Origin of the sequence: Rhodoferax sp. (assembly GCF_030653815.1) — a bacterium.
In the GTDB taxonomy this organism is placed as follows: domain Bacteria; phylum Pseudomonadota; class Gammaproteobacteria; order Burkholderiales; family Burkholderiaceae_C; genus Rhodoferax.
In genome coordinates this window covers 1-15,348 of record NZ_JAURYQ010000001.1, presented here as the reverse complement: position 1 = coordinate 15,348, position 15,348 = coordinate 1, and the positions used below count along the sequence as shown (strand labels likewise).

18 protein-coding genes are annotated in these 15,348 nt (G+C 61.4%); 15 read left to right on the top strand and 3 right to left on the bottom strand.

All coding sequences use genetic code 11. The annotated features are described in order from the left end of the window. Together Q7U49_RS00090 and Q7U49_RS00085 are read right to left on the bottom strand one after the other, a co-directional pair. Positions 1–469, bottom strand: a 469-nt coding sequence (locus tag Q7U49_RS00090) for a type I-MYXAN CRISPR-associated protein Cas6/Cmx6 (RefSeq protein WP_304761554.1), incomplete at its 3' end; no start/stop codon positions are given. Then, the gene (locus Q7U49_RS00085) at positions 466–705 is read right to left on the bottom strand and encodes a hypothetical protein (protein WP_304761553.1); all 240 of its coding nucleotides are present in this window, start codon (positions 703–705) and stop codon (positions 466–468) included. The genes Q7U49_RS00085 and Q7U49_RS00090, both read right to left, overlap by 4 nt. A gap of 292 nt (positions 706–997) precedes the next feature. On the opposite strand from Q7U49_RS00085, the gene dsrA reads away from it, so the two are divergent. The 15 genes from dsrA to cobA all read left to right on the top strand — a co-directional run bounded on the left by dsrA (position 998) and on the right by cobA (position 14,623). Continuing rightward, positions 998–2,275, top strand: a complete 1,278-nt coding sequence (dsrA, locus tag Q7U49_RS00080; protein ID WP_304761551.1) for a dissimilatory-type sulfite reductase subunit alpha — start codon at positions 998–1,000, stop codon at positions 2,273–2,275. 36 nt (positions 2,276–2,311) lie between these two features. Beyond that, positions 2,312–3,382, top strand: coding sequence for a dissimilatory-type sulfite reductase subunit beta (gene dsrB, locus Q7U49_RS00075; protein WP_304761549.1), 1,071 nt, complete (start codon positions 2,312–2,314; stop codon positions 3,380–3,382). A 62-nt stretch (positions 3,383–3,444) separates the two neighbouring features. Then, complete coding sequence (tusD, locus tag Q7U49_RS00070; protein WP_304761547.1) at positions 3,445–3,804, top strand: sulfurtransferase complex subunit TusD; 360 nt, start codon at positions 3,445–3,447, stop codon at positions 3,802–3,804. 21 nt (positions 3,805–3,825) lie between these two features. Further along, entirely contained in the window at positions 3,826–4,221 is a 396-nt protein-coding gene (gene tusC / locus Q7U49_RS00065) for a sulfurtransferase complex subunit TusC (RefSeq protein WP_304761545.1), read from the top strand. 16 nt (positions 4,222–4,237) lie between these two features. Then, positions 4,238–4,537, top strand: a complete 300-nt coding sequence (gene tusB / locus Q7U49_RS00060; RefSeq protein WP_304761543.1) for a sulfurtransferase complex subunit TusB — start codon at positions 4,238–4,240, stop codon at positions 4,535–4,537. Positions 4,538–4,579: 42 nt separating this feature from the next. After that, a complete protein-coding gene (locus Q7U49_RS00055; RefSeq protein ID WP_304761541.1) occupies positions 4,580–4,912 on the top strand; it encodes a TusE/DsrC/DsvC family sulfur relay protein in 333 nt (110 codons plus the stop codon). A gap of 37 nt (positions 4,913–4,949) precedes the next feature. Further along, complete coding sequence (locus Q7U49_RS00050; protein WP_304761539.1) at positions 4,950–5,684, top strand: respiratory nitrate reductase subunit gamma; 735 nt, start codon at positions 4,950–4,952, stop codon at positions 5,682–5,684. A gap of 11 nt (positions 5,685–5,695) precedes the next feature. After that, a complete protein-coding gene (dsrK, locus tag Q7U49_RS00045; protein WP_304761537.1) occupies positions 5,696–7,189 on the top strand; it encodes a sulfate reduction electron transfer complex DsrMKJOP subunit DsrK in 1,494 nt (497 codons plus the stop codon). A 58-nt stretch (positions 7,190–7,247) separates the two neighbouring features. After that, positions 7,248–9,206, top strand: a complete 1,959-nt coding sequence (locus tag Q7U49_RS00040; RefSeq protein WP_304761535.1) for an NAD(P)-binding protein — start codon at positions 7,248–7,250, stop codon at positions 9,204–9,206. 4 nt (positions 9,207–9,210) lie between these two features. Further along, complete coding sequence (locus tag Q7U49_RS00035; RefSeq protein WP_304761533.1) at positions 9,211–9,651, top strand: hypothetical protein; 441 nt, start codon at positions 9,211–9,213, stop codon at positions 9,649–9,651. After that, positions 9,648–10,421 (top strand): sulfate reduction electron transfer complex DsrMKJOP subunit DsrO, encoded by a 774-nt coding sequence (gene dsrO, locus Q7U49_RS00030; RefSeq protein WP_304761531.1) that lies wholly within the window; start codon positions 9,648–9,650, stop codon positions 10,419–10,421. Before Q7U49_RS00035 ends, dsrO begins: the two co-directional genes overlap by 4 nt. Positions 10,422–10,434: 13 nt before the next feature. Continuing rightward, positions 10,435–11,658 (top strand): NrfD/PsrC family molybdoenzyme membrane anchor subunit, encoded by a 1,224-nt coding sequence (nrfD, locus tag Q7U49_RS00025; protein WP_304761529.1) that lies wholly within the window; start codon positions 10,435–10,437, stop codon positions 11,656–11,658. A gap of 12 nt (positions 11,659–11,670) precedes the next feature. Next, positions 11,671–13,437, top strand: coding sequence for a cobyrinate a,c-diamide synthase (locus Q7U49_RS00020; RefSeq protein ID WP_304761527.1), 1,767 nt, complete (start codon positions 11,671–11,673; stop codon positions 13,435–13,437). A 20-nt stretch (positions 13,438–13,457) separates the two neighbouring features. After that, positions 13,458–13,835 carry an iron-sulfur cluster biosynthesis family protein gene (locus tag Q7U49_RS00015; protein WP_304761526.1) on the top strand — a complete coding sequence of 126 codons (378 nt, stop codon included), beginning with the start codon at positions 13,458–13,460 and terminating at the stop codon, positions 13,833–13,835. An 8-nt stretch (positions 13,836–13,843) separates the two neighbouring features. Continuing rightward, positions 13,844–14,623 carry a uroporphyrinogen-III C-methyltransferase gene (gene cobA / locus Q7U49_RS00010; protein ID WP_304761525.1) on the top strand — a complete coding sequence of 260 codons (780 nt, stop codon included), beginning with the start codon at positions 13,844–13,846 and terminating at the stop codon, positions 14,621–14,623. 251 nt (positions 14,624–14,874) lie between these two features. Here cobA and Q7U49_RS00005 read toward each other — a convergent pair whose 3' ends face one another. Further along, complete coding sequence (locus tag Q7U49_RS00005; protein WP_304761556.1) at positions 14,875–15,198, bottom strand: universal stress protein; 324 nt, start codon at positions 15,196–15,198, stop codon at positions 14,875–14,877. Positions 15,199–15,348 lie beyond the last annotated feature (150 nt).

Genomic DNA, 15,348 nt, shown 5'->3' with positions numbered 1-15,348 from the left:
CCAGCGTCAGTTGCTGGCGTTTGCCGCAGACGCGTTCGCCGCCCACACCCAAGCCGGACAAGGCCTGCGTGACACTGGCCATGAAGGCCACCTCGTCGGCATCCGTTGCGGCCACATGAAAGGCGTACAGCGTGGTGTGGGCAACCAGTTCGCGCACATGCGGCACGTCCAGGCGCAGCGCCTGACCCGCCACCTGCAGGTCAATGGCCTTGCCGCTGATCAGCTCGGTGGCGCGCTCGCGCGACAAACGCAGCAACAGCTTGGCTCGCCCCGACAGCATGGCCTGTGGCTCCAGGCCGGACACCAGCTTGATGCCCTGCACGCCGGCCAGCGGCTCGGCCTCGAGCCAGGGCCAGGCGCGGCACAGCGCGTCCTTGAGCGCCTGGGCATGGTCGCGCGGCAAAAAGCGCCCGCTGAGCGGAAAAATCAGGTCAACTGTGGGGCACAGTTCGGTGTCCGCAGCGGTCATTCAGACGCCTCCGGCGGAATCTGGTTGTCGGGCTGCTCGGCAGCCCAGCGCAGCAAGGCCTCACCCCACAGCCGGGCCGACTGGGCGTCGATGTCAAACACGGTAAAGCGGCTTTTCTCGCGGATCCGGGTGCGCAGCAGGCGCATGCTGCCACCCTCGAAGTCGACTTGTTGCAGCTCAACGACCTGCAAACCCACGGGAATGGTGAATTTAGCCAGTGGTGTCAGGGTGGTCATGGTGTGGATATTGATCGAAAAATGAAGCCAAAGACAAAAAATCAGGGCCTGTTGTCAGGGGGCAAAGGGTCCTGTTTGCCCGGCAACACACATACCGCTATTGGGCGCAAAGTCGGGCCCGGTCGTCTATTACCGGGACGGGTGGGGGGATATAACCCATATGGGTAGCCCCAAATACCCAACGAGGGGGATAGCAGACACCCGCTTGCGGCTCGTACTATTTGCCCTGCATCAACACACCCGGTTCGACGAATCAGCGCAAGATGTGCGCGCCCTTGACAGGAGACACCCAATGAGCATTAAGCAACACGACACCCCCATGCTTGACCAGCTTGAAAGCGGTCCATGGCCCAGTTTTGTCACCGGTCTGAAGCGACTGGCCAAAGACAGCGACTACATGACCGACCTGGTCGGTCAGCTGGAGCATTCGTACAAGACCCGCAAGGGTTACTGGAAGGGTGGCACGGTCGGTGTGTTCGGATATGGCGGCGGCGTCATCCCGCGCTTTTCCGAAGTTGCCGAGATGTTTCCGGCCTCCAAGGAATTCCACACCCTGCGCGTTCAGCCACCGGCTGGCATGCACTACACCACTGACGTGCTGCGCAAGATGTGTGACATCTGGGAGCGTCATGGCTCCGGCTTGATTGCCTTTCACGGCCAGTCGGGCGACATCATGTTCCAGGGCGCCAGCACCGCCAACGTCCAGGGCGCTTTTGACGAGATCAATGAACTCGGCTTTGACCTCGGCGGCGCCGGTCCGGCCGTGCGCACCAGCATGTCCTGCGTCGGTGCCGCGCGCTGCGAGCAGTCCTGCTTCGACGAGGCGCGTGCCCACCGCCAGGTGCTCAACACTTTCCTCGACGACATGCATCGTCCGGCCTTGCCGTACAAGTTCAAGTTCAAGTTCTCGGGCTGCCCCAACGACTGCATGAACTCGATCCAGCGCGCCGACATGGCCGTCATTGGCACCTGGCGCGACAACATTCGCACCGACGAAGCCCTGGCGCGCAAATGGTTTGAGAAACACGGCATGACCGAACTGGTCAACGATGTGGTCAGCCGCTGCCCGACCAAGGCCATCATGCTCAAGGAAATCAAGGACGTGGCCACCGGCGACAAGATTTCCAGCGTCAAGCTCAGCGACAGCCATTGCCTGGAAATCGACAACAGCAACTGCGTGCGCTGCATGCACTGCATCAACGTCATGACCGGCGCGCTGGCGACCGGTGTTGACAAGGGCGTCACGGTGCTGATGGGTGGCAAACGCACGCTCAAGATCGGTGACCTGATGGGTACCGTGATCATGCCTTTCATGCCCATGAAGACCGACGAAGACTACCAGGCACTGGTTGAACTGGGCCAGAAGTCGATTGACTTCTTTGCCGAAAACGCCCTTGAGCACGAGCGCACCGGCGAGATGATCGAGCGTATTGGCCTGATCAACTTCCTGGAAGGTATTGAGGTCGAGATCGACCCCAACATGGTCTCCACCCCACGTACCAACCCTTACGTTCGTACCGACGGCTGGGATGACGAAGTGGCCAAGATCAACGCCCGCAAAGCGGCCTGAAGCCGGCTTGTCCTCAACTGATTAAGAAAGATCACCATGGCAACTATGCGCACCCCCATTGAGAGCGGCGTACCCGATAACAAGCCGTTCCTGCATCCCCTGATGGCCAAAAACTATGGCAACTGGAAATACCACGACCGGCCCCGTCCGGGTGTGCTGCACCATGTCGCCCACGGCGGCGACCAGATCTGGACGGTGCGTGCCGGCACCCAGCGCCAGATGGACTTGTTTACCATCCGCAAACTGTGCGACATCGCCGACGAATACGCCGATGGCCATGTGCGCTTCACCATCCGCTCCAACATCGAGTACATGGTGTCGGACCCGGCGCGCGTCGAGCCGCTGGTGGAAGCGCTGACGAACAACGGTTTCCCGGTCGGTTGCACCGGCAACTCGGTGTCGGCCATCGCCCACACCCAGGGCTGGCTGCACTGCGACATTCCGGGCACCGACGCTTCGGGCGCCGTCAAGGCCCTGATGGATGACCTGCACGCCGAGTTCATCAAGGAAGACATGCCCAACCGCGTGCACCTGTCCACCTCGTGCTGCGAGATCAACTGCGGCGGTCAGGCCGACATTGCCATCGTGATGCAGCACACCAAGCCGCCCAAGATCAACCACGATCTGGTGGCCAACATGTGCGAGCGCCCCACCGTGGTGGCGCGTTGCCCGGTGGCGGCCATCCGCCCCGCCATGGTCAACGGCCGGCCTTCGCTGGAAATTGACGAGTCCAAGTGCATGTGCTGCGGTGCCTGCTTCCCGCCCTGCCCCCCGATGCAGATCAACGACCCCGAGCACAGCAAGCTGGCCATCTGGGTGGGCGGCAAGAACTCCAATGCGCGCGGCAAACCGACCTTCATGAAGATGGTGGCCTCGGGCCTGCCCAACAATCCGCCGCGCTGGCCCGAAGTGTCGGCCATGGTCAAGAAGATCCTGTACACCTACAAGGAAGACGCACGCTCCTGGGAGCGCGTGTCGGACTGGATCGAGCGCATCGGCTGGCCCGCCTTCTTTGAAAAATGCGACCTGCCGTTCACCAAGTACCTGATCGACGACTGGCGCGGTTCACGCTCCAGCCTGAACGCATCGACCCATATCCGGTTCTAAACATCCGACAAACAGTTGAGGACAGAGCTAAAGATCTGTCCCGTAAAGTATCAGGAAGCAATATGAAATTCGGCATCCTCGTCAACGAAGGACCCTACACGCACCAGGCGTCTGACAGCGCCTACCAGTTTGCCGTGGCCGCCCTGGCCAAGGGCCATACCATTCAGCGCGTGTTTTTCTACCACGACGGCGTCAACAACGCGACCCGGCTCACCGAGCCGCCGCAGGATGATCGCCACATCGTGAATCGCTGGTCGGCCTTGGGCGCAGAGCACAAGGTGGACCTGGTGGTGTGTGTGGCTGCTGCCTTGCGCCGCGGCATCAAGGACGAAGTGCTGGCCCCGGGCTTCCGTATTTCCGGCCTGGGCCAGTTGGTGGACAGTGGCATCAAGGCGGACCGCCTGGTCACCTTTGGCGATTAACCCGATCAAGAGAGACACACCATGAGCGAACAACAAAGCACTGCGCCCAGCGGCCCCAAAGTGAAGAAATTCATGTTTGTCAACCGCAAGGCGCCCTACGGCACCATCTACGCCCTTGAAAGCCTGGAAGTGGTGCTGATCACCGCCACTTTCGACCAGGACGTGAGCCTGGTGTTCATGGACGACGGTGTTTACGAACTGGCCAAAGGTCAGCAAACCAAGGGCATCGGTATCAAGAACTTCTCGCCCAGCTACCGTGCGCTGGAAGGCTACGACATCGAAAAGCTTTATGTCGACCAAGCCTCGCTCGATCAGCGCGGCCTGACCGAAGCGGACTTGCTGGTTCCTGTCGAGGTGCTCAACGACCAGCAAATGGGCGAACTGATGGCGCAGCAAGACGTCGTCCTGAGCTTTTAAGAAAAAGGATTGAGCCATGTTGCACATCGTTAATAAATCACCCTTTGCCGCCAACGCGCTTGACACTTGCCTGCGCATGGCGCAAGCCGGTCAGGCCGTGCTGCTGATCGAAGACGGCGTTTACGCCGCTACGCTAGGTAACGCCATGTCCGAGCGCATGCGCCAGGCCGCCAGCAAGCTCAGCCTGTTTGTACTGCAGCCCGACCTCGATGCGCGCGGCATGACGGCCAAGCTGCAGGACGGCATCACGCCGGTGGACTACGCCGGCTTTGTTGACCTGGTCGAGAAATACCCCACCTCGCAATCGTGGCTGTGAGCCAGCCCTTGCCCCCTTACATATTTTTAACTGGAGAACACCATGAGTTTTGAAATCAACGGCCAAACCTACGAAACCGACGAAGAAGGCTACTTGCTGAACCTGGCCGAATGGACGCCTGAAGCTGCCGTCCACCTCGCCGAAGAAGAAAAAGTCCCGCTCAGCGACAACCACTGGGAAGTCATCAACTTCCTGCGCGAGTACTACAACGAGTACCAGATTGCCCCCGCGGTGCGCGTGCTGACCAAGGCCATCGGCAAGAAATTTGGCGAAGAAAAAGGCAACAGCAAGTACCTGTACGACCTGTTCCCCTACGGCCCGGCCAAACAGGCCTGCAAGATTGCCGGCTTGCCCAAGCCGACTGGTTGCATCTGATTCTTGACTTGATACCAACGAATTTGCAGGCTTGCCCATGTCCCTCCTGACCATCATTTATGCGCTGCTGTTTTATGTCGCGACCGCGGTGTTGGTGCTGGGTGTGGCCCGCAAGATTCGTTCGTATGCAAAAACGCCGGCACCCCTGAAGATTCCGACCACTCCGGCACCCACCACGGCGGCCGGCGTGCGCTGGCGCATGACGCGTGAGGTGGTGCTGTTCGAGAGCCTGTTCAAGTCCAGCAAATGGACCTGGATTTTTGGCTGGCTGTTTCATGTGACCTTGCTGCTGGTCACCCTGCGCCATTTGCGCTATTTTCAAGACCCGGTGTGGCTGCCCGTGGTGCTGGTGCAACCCTTTGGCACCTATGCCGGCTTTGCCATGGTCGCCGCTTTGGGCGGGTTGTGGGCGCGGCGCTGGCTGGTGGACCGGGTGCGCTACATCTCCACCCCGTCGGATCACCTGATGCTGGCGCTGCTGCTGGCCATTGGCCTCACGGGTCTGGCCATGCGTTTTGTGGCGCACACCGACATCGTCGCACTCAAGGCCTTCATGTTGGGCCTGATGCGTTTCAACTGGCAGCCGCTGCCGGCTGACCCGGTGCTGCTGGTGCACCTGGCGCTGGTGGCCCTGCTCATGATCATTTTCCCGATCAGCAAACTGCTGCATGCGCCCGGCCTGTTTTTCAGCCCGACCCGCAACCAGGCTGACAACGCCCGCGAAGTTCGCCATATTTCGGCCTGGGCAGCCGCGCTGGACAAAAAAGCCTGAGCACCCACACCATGGCAACTGCTAAGTTCGACACCCCCAAGCTCAAGAGCTACCCCGTGATTCCCCTGGTGCAAGTCGGGGCGATGTCGCACATCAAGTCGTTCCCGGCCTCGGGTCCGATCCAGAAAGCCCTGGGTTTTCCGGAGGAACTGGCGGAAGACTGGCAGGAAAAAGCCATCGCCAAAATGGGCGAGATGCTGGGCAAGTACCGCTCACTGCAGGTCTATATGGACGCCTGCGTGCATTGCGGTGCCTGCTCCGACAAATGCCATTATTTCCTGGGCTCGGGTGACCCCAAGAACATGCCGGTGGCACGCCAGGACCTGATGCGCAAGGTGTATCGCCGCTACTTCACCTTCGCCGGCAAACACTTTCCCAAGCTGGTGGGTGCGGTCGACCTGACCCGTGAGGTGCTGGACGAGTGGTACAGCTATTTCAACCAATGTTCCGAATGCCGCCGCTGTTCGGTGTTTTGCCCCTACGGCATCGACACCGCCGAGGTCACCATGGCCGCGCGCGAAATCATGGACTCGATCGGCCTGGGCCAAAAGTACTCGAACGAGATCATCGGCAAGGTGCACCGCATCGGCAACAACCTGGGTCTGCCGGGCCCGGCGCTGATCAACACGCTCGAAGGCCTGGAAGAGGACACCAAGGACGAAACCGGGCTTGACATCAAGTTCCCGATTGACGTCAAGGGCGCCGAGGTGCTGCTGATCACGCCGTCGGCCGACTTTTTCTCCGAGCCGCATGTGGAAAGCCTGATCGGTTACGCCAAGGTGTTCCATGCCGCCGGCATCAGCTGGACGCTGAGTTCGCATGCCTCCGAGGCGGGCAACTTCGGCATGTTCATCGGCAATTACGAGCAGATGCGCAACATCTCGATGCGCGTCAAGGAAGCCGCGCTGGAGCTCGGCGTAAAACGCATTGTGGTGGGCGAGTGCGGTCATGCCTGGCGCGTGGCCTACAGCTTCTGGAACACCTTGATCGGCCCTTTCGATTACCTCGACCAGCGTTACCCGGTGCCGCAGCACATCTGCGAACTCACCGATGACCTGATCCAGCGCGGAGCCATTCAGTTTGACAAGGAAGCCAACGACAACCGCATCATCACCTTCCACGATTCGTGCAATGTGGCGCGCGGGTCCCGCATGGGCAGCATGGCGGGCGGCCAGTTTGTCATTCCGCGGCGCATCATCACTTCGGTGGCCAACCATTTTCATGACATGGCGCCCGAAACCATCCATGAGAGCACCTTCTGCTGCGGTGGCGGTGGTGGTCTGCTGACCGACGACCTGATGGAACTGCGGGTCAAGGGCGCCTTGCCCCGCATGGAAGCCCTTAAATATGTGGTGGACGAGCACCAGGTCAATTTCATGGCCACCATTTGTGCCATTTGCAAAGCCCAGTTCACCAAGGTGCTGCCTTATTACGGTTTCAACATGAGCATGGTGGGCGGTGTCCACCAGTTGGTCAGCAAGGCGATTCGCCTGGGCGACAAATAGCCTTGTCCCGCCAAGCTCTGCATTCAAATTTTCAAGCATAAAACCAGGAGACTCCGACATGTCTGCGACCCCCGAAACCATTGCTGCCAAACCCCTGAACTTCCGCCGTTACAAAGACGGTGACACCAAGGTCAAGACCTGGCAGGCCAAGATTTTTGATGCTGGCCATTCGCACAAATGCCCGACCTACATTCAGAGCACGCCGCCCTGCCAGGGCAGCTGCCCGGCCGGTGAAGACATTCGGGGTTACCTCAATATTGTGCGCGGCATCGAAAAGCCGCCGGCCGGCATGGTCTGGCAGGAGTACGCGTTTCGCCGCCTGACCGAGGCCAACCCGTTTCCGTCCGTCATGGGCCGGGTTTGCCCGGCGCCTTGCGAGTCCGGCTGCAACCGCAACCAGCTCGAGGACTTTGTCGGCATCAACTCGGTTGAGCATTTCCTGGGCGACTACGCCATCACCAACAAGCTGGCCTACAACAAGCCGGCGCAACTGACCGGCAAGACCGTTGCCGTGATTGGTGGCGGCCCGGCCGGCATGTCGACGGCCTACCAGTTGGCCCTCAAAGGCCACTCGGTCACCATTTTTGACGAGCGCGCCGAGCTCGGCGGCATGATGCGTTACGGTATTCCGGGTTTCCGCACGCCGCGCGATGTGCTCGACGCAGAGATCCAGCGCATCCTGGACCTGGGCGTCAACGTGCGCATGAATTGCCGCATTGGCACCGACATCACCATGGCGCAGATCCGCGAGCAGTTCCAGGCCGTGTTCCTGGGTCTGGGCGCGCAAGCCGGCCGGGCCCTGCCGGTGGAGGGCGCTGATGCACCCAACTGCGTCACCGCCACCTCGTTCCTGAAGGCGTTCAACGACGGCCGTCTGCGCCATGTGGGCAAGCGTGTGGTGGTGATTGGCGGTGGCGACACCTCAATCGACGTCGCCACGGTGGCGCGCCGCCTGGGTCACATCGACAAGGTCCATGAGTCGGACCGTCCCGAGCACGCCATTACCGGCCATGTGGCCCACGACGTGGCTGCCGCGTCGGTGCGCCAGGGTGCCGAGGTCACGCTGACCACCATTTTCGACATCGAGAAAATGCAGGCCTCCAAACACGAGGTCGAGCACGCCTTGTCCGAGGGCATCACCATCCGCGGCAGCATGGCCCCGGTGGCCGTGATCCGGGGCGAAGACGGCCGCGCCGTGGCACTGCGCATCGTGCGCTGCGAAGCCAAGATGGTCGGTGGCCGTTTGGAAATCAAAAATATCGAAGGCACCGAGGAAGACATTCCGGCCGATCTGATCGTGTCGGCCATTGGCCAGGCAGTCGACTTCACCGGCCTCGAAGAATTCAACAACGGCAAGGGTGCCATCAACTCCGACAAAAACTACCAAGTGGCGGGCCAGCCCGGTTTCTTTGTCGGCGGCGACGTGGTGCGCCCGCACCTGCTGACCACGGCCATTGGCCATGGCGCCATTGCCGCCGACGGCATTGACCGCTTCCTGCAAAACGAAGCGTTGGAAAAACGCCCGAAGATTGATGTGCACACCTTTGACTTGACCCGCAAGCTGATCGAAAAGGGCATGACTCTGACCGAAGTCCACGAACCCACTCGCGGCACGGACAAGAGCACGGCGGCCATTCATAACTTTGACAACCGCTCGGACCGCTATGTGATCTCGCACAAGGAGCTGTTCCTCGGGCACTTCGGTTTTGCGCCGCGCAACAAGCGGGGCATTGTGTCGCTCACTGCCGAAGAAGCGCTGGACAACTTCGAGGAGCGCCTGCAACCCCTGCTGGAAGCGCAGGCGGTGAATGAGGCCAAACGCTGCATGAGTTGCGGCCAGTGTTTTGAATGCGACAACTGCGTGGTGTATTGCCCGCAAGTGGCGGTGTTCAAGGTACCCAAGGCCAAGTCCACCATCGGTCGTTATGTCGACACCGACTACAGCAAGTGCATCGGCTGCCACATTTGCGCCGATGTCTGCCCAACCGGCTACATCCAGATGGGTCTGGGGGAGTAAGACCATGTCTCGGCGCACCTGGAGTTCCTTTGTTCGCTTGTGGCAGGCGCTGCTGCTGGGTGTGTTCCTGGCGGCCTGCTTGCCTGCAGCCGCACAAACCACGGCCGGCGCCAGCCAGGGCTTGGGGCCGCTGGTGACCAAGGCGCGCGGCGGCCAGTGTGTGGACGATCCGGTGTTCATGCGCCGCAACCACATGTCGCTGCTCAAGCACCAGCGTGACGACACCATGCACGGTGGCGTGCGCAGCGGCAAGTATTCGCTGAAAGCCTGCGTGGCCTGCCACGCCAGCGAGGCCAGCCAGAGTGTGAGCACTGACGCCGGTGATTTTTGCCAGAGCTGCCACACCTTTGCCGCCGTCAAAATTGATTGCTTTGGCTGCCATGCCAGCAAGCCACCTGCTGCGGGCGCGCAAGCCGCGGTGGCACAGCCTCAGGTAAAACCATGAACAACGATACCAACAACCCGGGCGCCGAGCCGACCCCCAAGGCGCCCAGCCGCCGTGGCTTTCTGGGTGTTGCCGCCGCCGGCATGGCCGGCATTTTGCTGGCACCGGGTGTGCGCCTGATCGAAATTGCCCAGGCCGCGCCGGCCGCGGGCAGTGCGGGCGCCAGCAGCAAGGTGCGCTGGGGCATGCTGATCGACAGCGGCAAGTGCGCCAGTGGTTGCACCGACTGCGTCACCGCCTGCAATACCGAAAACGGCTTGTCGGGTGGCAAGTTGCCCACCGACTCGCAGTGGATCCGCAAGATCGAAATCCGGCAAGTGCGCACCGGCAAGACCCAGTCGCTGCCCATGATGTGCCAGCACTGCGCCGAGCCGCCTTGTGTCGATGTCTGTCCCACCGGTGCCTCGTTCAAGCGCGCCGACGGCATTGTGCTGGTGGACAAGCACATCTGCATTGGTTGCCGCTACTGCGTGATGGCTTGCCCATACAAGGCGCGCTCCTTTGTGCACGAGCCGCTGAGCAACCAGAAGACCGACGTGCCGCGCGGCATGGGCACGGTGGAGGGTTGCACCCTGTGCGTGCACAAGGTCGACAAGGGTGAACAACCGGCCTGTGTCACGGCCTGCGCCAGCGCCGGCCACGGTGCCATTCTGTTTGGCGACCTGAACAACCCGGAGAGCGAGATATCAAAACGTGTGGCCAGCTACCCGTCACGCCAGATCCGCGAAGACCTGAACCTGAACACCGGCGTGCGTTACAGCGGCATCTGAAGAAAGACTCACCATGAAAGTCGTTTTGCGCCCCCTGAAAGACACCCCCCAAGGTTTTTACCTGCTGCTCGGCGGTTTTGCCGTGCTGTTGACCCTGGGCCTGGGCGCCGTGGGCTACATCGAGCATTACGGCCACATCGTCACCGGCATGAACAACCAGATCGTCTGGGGCTTGCCCCATGTGTTTGCGGTGTTTCTGGTGGTGGCGGCCTCGGGCGCACTCAATATTGCCTCGATGTCCTCGGTTTTCGGCAAGTCCGAATTCAAGCCGCTGGCGCCGCTGTCGGCCTTGCTGGCCATTGCGCTGCTGATCGGTGGCCTGATGGTGCTGATGCTGGACCTGGGTCGACCCGACCGCCTGATCATTGCCATGACCTACTTCAATTTCAAGTCGATCTTTGCCATGAACATCTTTTTGTACTCGGGCTTTGTCGGCTTTGTGGTGGCCTACCTGTGGACCATGATGGAGCGGCGCATGAACCGCTTCACGCCGCTGGCCGGCTTCATGGCCTTCATCTGGCGCATGGCACTGACTACTGGCACCGGCTCCATTTTTGGCTTTCTGGTGGCGCGTCAGGCCTATGACTCGGCGCTGCTGGCACCGCTGTTCATCGCCCTGTCGCTGAGCTACGGCCTGGCGGTGTTCATTTGGGTGCTGATGCTGGCCAGCAAGGGCAGTGCGCGGCCTTTGGGTGACGTGCTGATGGCGCGCCTGGCACGCTTGCAGGTGATCTTTATTGCCGCTGGCTTTTATTTTGTGCTGGTCTACCACCTGACCAACATGTACTTCACCAAGCACCACGATTTTGAGCGTTTCATCCTGCTTGACGGCGGCATTTACACCGCCATGTTCTGGCTCGGCCAGGTGGCGCTGGGCACGGCGCTGCCGCTGGCCTTGCTGCTGGCGCCCGGCATTGGCGCGCTGCGCAACCGCATTGCAGCCAGCGCCGGGCTGGTGATTCTGGGCGGTTTTGCCCAGATGTACGTCACCATCATCGGCGGCCAGGCCTTTGGTCTGGTGCTGTTCCCGGGTTATGAGGTGAGCAGCAGCTTTTTTGATGGCGTCACCGCCAGCTACAGCCCCAGCGTGCCCGAGTTGCTGCTGGGCTTGGGTGGTGTCGCGGTGGTGGGGCTGATCGTGATGCTGGCGCTCCGTGTGATGGGTTTCCTGCCCGAGCGCATGGACGATGCCGCGCTGGAAATGGCACCCGCCCAGCCCACCCCGGCTGCCGCCTGACGTTCGTACACCATGGCACGCTTCCTGGTTTCAGCCGCGCACAAGTCGTCTGGCAAAACCACGGTCAGCATCGGCCTGTGCGCCGCCCTGACGGCGCGTGGGCTTAAGGTCCAGGCCTTCAAGAAGGGACCGGACTACATTGACCCCATGTGGCTCGGGCAAGCCAGCGGCCGGCCCTGCTTCAACCTCGACCCTTACCTGATGACGGCTGAGCAGATCAGCGCCAGTTTTGCGCGTTTTTCTGCGCAGGCTGACATCCGCCTGGTGGAAGGCAACAAGGGCTTGTACGACGGCCTGGCACTCGACGGCAGCAACAGCAATGCGGCGCTGGCGCACTTGCTGGACCTGCCGGTGGTGCTGGTGCTGGACGCGCGCGGCATGACGCGCGGCATCGCCCCGCTGATTTTGGGCTACCAGGCCTTTGATGCGCGCATCCGCATCGCCGGCGTCATCCTGAACCAGCTCGGCGGCAGCCGCCACGAGGCCAAGTTGCGCGCCGTCATTGAGCATTACACCAACGTCACCGTGCTTGGCGCCATTGCCCACGACCCGCAACTCGCGTTGGTGGAACGCCACCTGGGTCTGATGCCCAACCAGGAATGCGACGATGCCGCGCAGCATGTGCGGACCATCGGTCGGCGCATGGCCGAGCAGGTGGACCTGGACAAAATCATGGCGCTGGCACAGAGTGCGCCCGCCTTGCCAGAGCCGCCAGTCAACACCCCGGTGGCCGATTTCCCCGGATCTACCGCGCCTGTTGTTGCCAGCCAGCCCCTGCGCCTGGGCATCCTGCGCGACAAGGCCTTTGGTTTTTATTACCCCGACGACCTGTTGGCGCTGCAAGCCGCCGGGGCTGAACTGGTGCCGGTGAACGCTTTGCAGGACAACGCCTTGCCGGTCGTGGACGGCTTGTTCATTGGCGGCGGTTTCCCCGAGGTCTTCATGCCCGAGCTGCAGGCCAATGCCGCCTTGCGCAGCAACATGCGCAGCGCCATCGAGGCCGGCTTGCCCGTTTATGCCGAATGCGGTGGCCTGATGTACCTGGCGCGCACACTGCGCTGGAAAGACAGTGTGGTCGACATGGTGGGTGCACTGCCGGTGGACGTGCTGATGCACGAGCGTCCCGTGGGTCGCGGCTATGTCACGCTGCAAACCACGCCAGATGCGCCTTGGCTGACAGCAGAAGCGCCCGCCGGGCAAACCCTGCGCGGCCATGAATTTCATTATTCCAGCCTTGAAAATGTGGCGCCCGGCCTGAAATTTGCTTACAAGGTGCTGCGTGGTCATGGTGTGGACGGTGCGCGTGACGGTGTGGTTTATCGCAACGTGCTGGCCTCTTATGCGCACCTGCGCACGGGCGCCGGCTCTGACTGGGCAAACCAGTTTGTCAACTTTGTACGGAGGCAAAAAATGGCAGATCAAACGCAAGTTCCCGCCGCGCCACGCACCGTGCTCGTCAATGGGCAGCCGGTGGCCACCGACGTGGAAGGCTACCTGAAGAACCTGGACGACTGGTCGGAAGATTTTGTCCGCGCCCAGGCGGCGGCCGAAAGCCTGGAACTGACCGAGGCCCATTGGCAAATCATTCAGTTCCTGCGGGCCTACTATGAAGAGCATCGGGTGCAGGCGCAAGTGCGCGCCATGATCCAGCACTTCACCCAAGTTTGGGGCCCCGAGTTGGGCAACAATCACCATTTGCATGCGCTCTTTCCAATTGGGGGGCCGCAAAAACAGGGCAACCGATTGGCCGGTTTGTTGAAGACCAAGGGCGAACATTAATTTTTACAGGAGCTAAAACCATGTTTAACCTCACCCCTGCTGCTGCCCAGCAAATCCAGCAAGCGGCGCAAAGCAGTGGCGCAGCCGAGCTGGCCCTGCGCGTGGCCGCCAAAAAAGATGCCGATGGCGAAATGCAGTACGGCATGGGCTTTGACGACCCCAAAGACGAAGACATGAAGCTCGACCTGGAAGGCGTGGCCGTGGTCATTGGCGGCGAGTCGCAGGAACTGCTGTTCGACACCGTGCTCGACTTCGTTGAGCTCAATCCGGGTGAATTCAACTTCATCTTTGTTCCCACCAATCATCCGTCCTGCGGTTCTGGCTCGGTGTCCACCAGCAGCTGCGGCAGCGGCGGCTGTGGCGGTGGTGGCTGTGGCAGCAAGGGGACCACCCATTGAAAGCCGATGTGAAAAACTTTAAACCTGATTCCGGGCGCGTTTACCTGGTCGGTGCCGGCCCGGGCGACCCCGAACTGCTGACGCTGCGCGCGGTGCGCCTGCTGCAGCAAGCCGATGTGATCGTCTACGACAATCTGGTGTCGGACGGTGTGCTGGCTTTTGTGTCACCCACGGCCGAGCGCATTTACGCCGGCAAACGGCGCAACGAGCACACCCTGCGCCAGGAGCAGATCAACACGCTGCTGGTCAAGTTGGCCAGTGAGGGCAAACAGGTGGTGCGCCTCAAGGGTGGTGACCCGTTCATCTTTGGCCGTGGCGGCGAAGAGCTGCAAACGCTGGCGGCGTCTGGCGTGGCCTTTGAGGTGGTGCCCGGTGTGACCGCAGCCTCCGGCGTGTCGAGCTATGCGGGCATTCCGCTCACGCACCGCGACTACGCGCAGTGCTGCCTGTTCGTCACAGGCCACCTCAAGGACGGCACGGCCGACCTCGACTGGCCCAGCCTGGTGCGCCTGAACCAGACCGTGGTGATCTACATGGGCCTGGGCGGTCTGCCGGAAATCTGCCGCGAGATGGTGGCCCACGGCGCATCCCCCGAGCTGCCGATTGCGGTGGTGCAGGACGGCAGCCTGCCAACCCAAAAAGTGGTGACCGGCACGCTGGCCAACATGGCCGAGCGGGTGGCGCAAGCCGGCCTCAAATCACCCTGCCTCACCATTGTGGGCGAGGTGGTCAAGCTGCACCAGGAACTGGCCTGGTTTGAGTCTGCGCAAAAAACCGTGGCGGTCTGACGGACTGTTCCTGCTCGTCAGGCTTGCGGCTGCCGTCCAAGTGAACCCGTGCCGCACTCTGCGGGCTGGTGATGTCCAGTCCAAGGGCTTTTCCTCGGTGGGTGTCGGAGCGGCTTCATCCGGGATCTTGGGGTCGTCGGACGCATGATGTTCCAAAGGCGTCTTCTTCCCCGGATGTGATGTCTTGTCCGCACCCGACGCAAGCTCTTCGCTGTGGTGTTTCTTTTCTTGCGCAATCTTCGCCTGAACTGCTATTTTTCACGGACGAGGAGTAACGCCACTTGACATTGGGCCGCGACGCGCGTGGCGACTGACCCGAGGACAGAAGACTCCAGGGCACCGTAGCCGTGCGAACCCAGCGCCAGCAGATCGAGCTTGCTCTTTTTGGCGTATGCCGCGATTTCGTCGCCCGCATTGTTGCCAAACAGGCAGACCTCAGCGGCCGACAATCCAGTTCCTTCGAGCAGCTTTCGCGCTGGTGCCATGGCATTCTCGAACGCCGCACTCTGCATCGCTTCGGCTTGCTCTGGCTTGAGTCCCGGCGCAGGCGCGCGACCGAAGAAGCCTGGAACCACGAGATTCAACGTATGCGTCCGGCCAACACATATTGAAGGGGAGCTGAAATCCGGAGATAGTGTGCACGATGAACATCATGCACACCATGGCGAGCGAGGCTCGCACCACCCAAGCCCGCAAGAGGCGGTTCTACAGCCCCGAACTCAAGC

Excerpts from the sequence above, each read along its gene's own strand:
- Q7U49_RS00085 (WP_304761553.1), bottom strand. The coding sequence starts at position 705 with ATGACCACCCTGACACCACTGGCTAAATTCACCATTCCCGTGGGTTTG.
- dsrA (WP_304761551.1), top strand. The coding sequence starts at position 998 with ATGAGCATTAAGCAACACGACACCCCCATGCTTGACCAGCTTGAAAGC.
- dsrB (WP_304761549.1), top strand. The coding sequence starts at position 2,312 with ATGGCAACTATGCGCACCCCCATTGAGAGCGGCGTACCCGATAACAAG.
- tusD (WP_304761547.1), top strand. The coding sequence starts at position 3,445 with ATGAAATTCGGCATCCTCGTCAACGAAGGACCCTACACGCACCAGGCG.
- tusC (WP_304761545.1), top strand. The coding sequence starts at position 3,826 with ATGAGCGAACAACAAAGCACTGCGCCCAGCGGCCCCAAAGTGAAGAAA.
- tusB (WP_304761543.1), top strand. The coding sequence starts at position 4,238 with ATGTTGCACATCGTTAATAAATCACCCTTTGCCGCCAACGCGCTTGAC.
- Q7U49_RS00055 (WP_304761541.1), top strand. The coding sequence starts at position 4,580 with ATGAGTTTTGAAATCAACGGCCAAACCTACGAAACCGACGAAGAAGGC.
- Q7U49_RS00050 (WP_304761539.1), top strand. The coding sequence starts at position 4,950 with ATGTCCCTCCTGACCATCATTTATGCGCTGCTGTTTTATGTCGCGACC.
- dsrK (WP_304761537.1), top strand. The coding sequence starts at position 5,696 with ATGGCAACTGCTAAGTTCGACACCCCCAAGCTCAAGAGCTACCCCGTG.
- Q7U49_RS00040 (WP_304761535.1), top strand. The coding sequence starts at position 7,248 with ATGTCTGCGACCCCCGAAACCATTGCTGCCAAACCCCTGAACTTCCGC.
- Q7U49_RS00035 (WP_304761533.1), top strand. The coding sequence starts at position 9,211 with ATGTCTCGGCGCACCTGGAGTTCCTTTGTTCGCTTGTGGCAGGCGCTG.
- dsrO (WP_304761531.1), top strand. The coding sequence starts at position 9,648 with ATGAACAACGATACCAACAACCCGGGCGCCGAGCCGACCCCCAAGGCG.
- nrfD (WP_304761529.1), top strand. The coding sequence starts at position 10,435 with ATGAAAGTCGTTTTGCGCCCCCTGAAAGACACCCCCCAAGGTTTTTAC.
- Q7U49_RS00020 (WP_304761527.1), top strand. The coding sequence starts at position 11,671 with ATGGCACGCTTCCTGGTTTCAGCCGCGCACAAGTCGTCTGGCAAAACC.
- Q7U49_RS00015 (WP_304761526.1), top strand. The coding sequence starts at position 13,458 with ATGTTTAACCTCACCCCTGCTGCTGCCCAGCAAATCCAGCAAGCGGCG.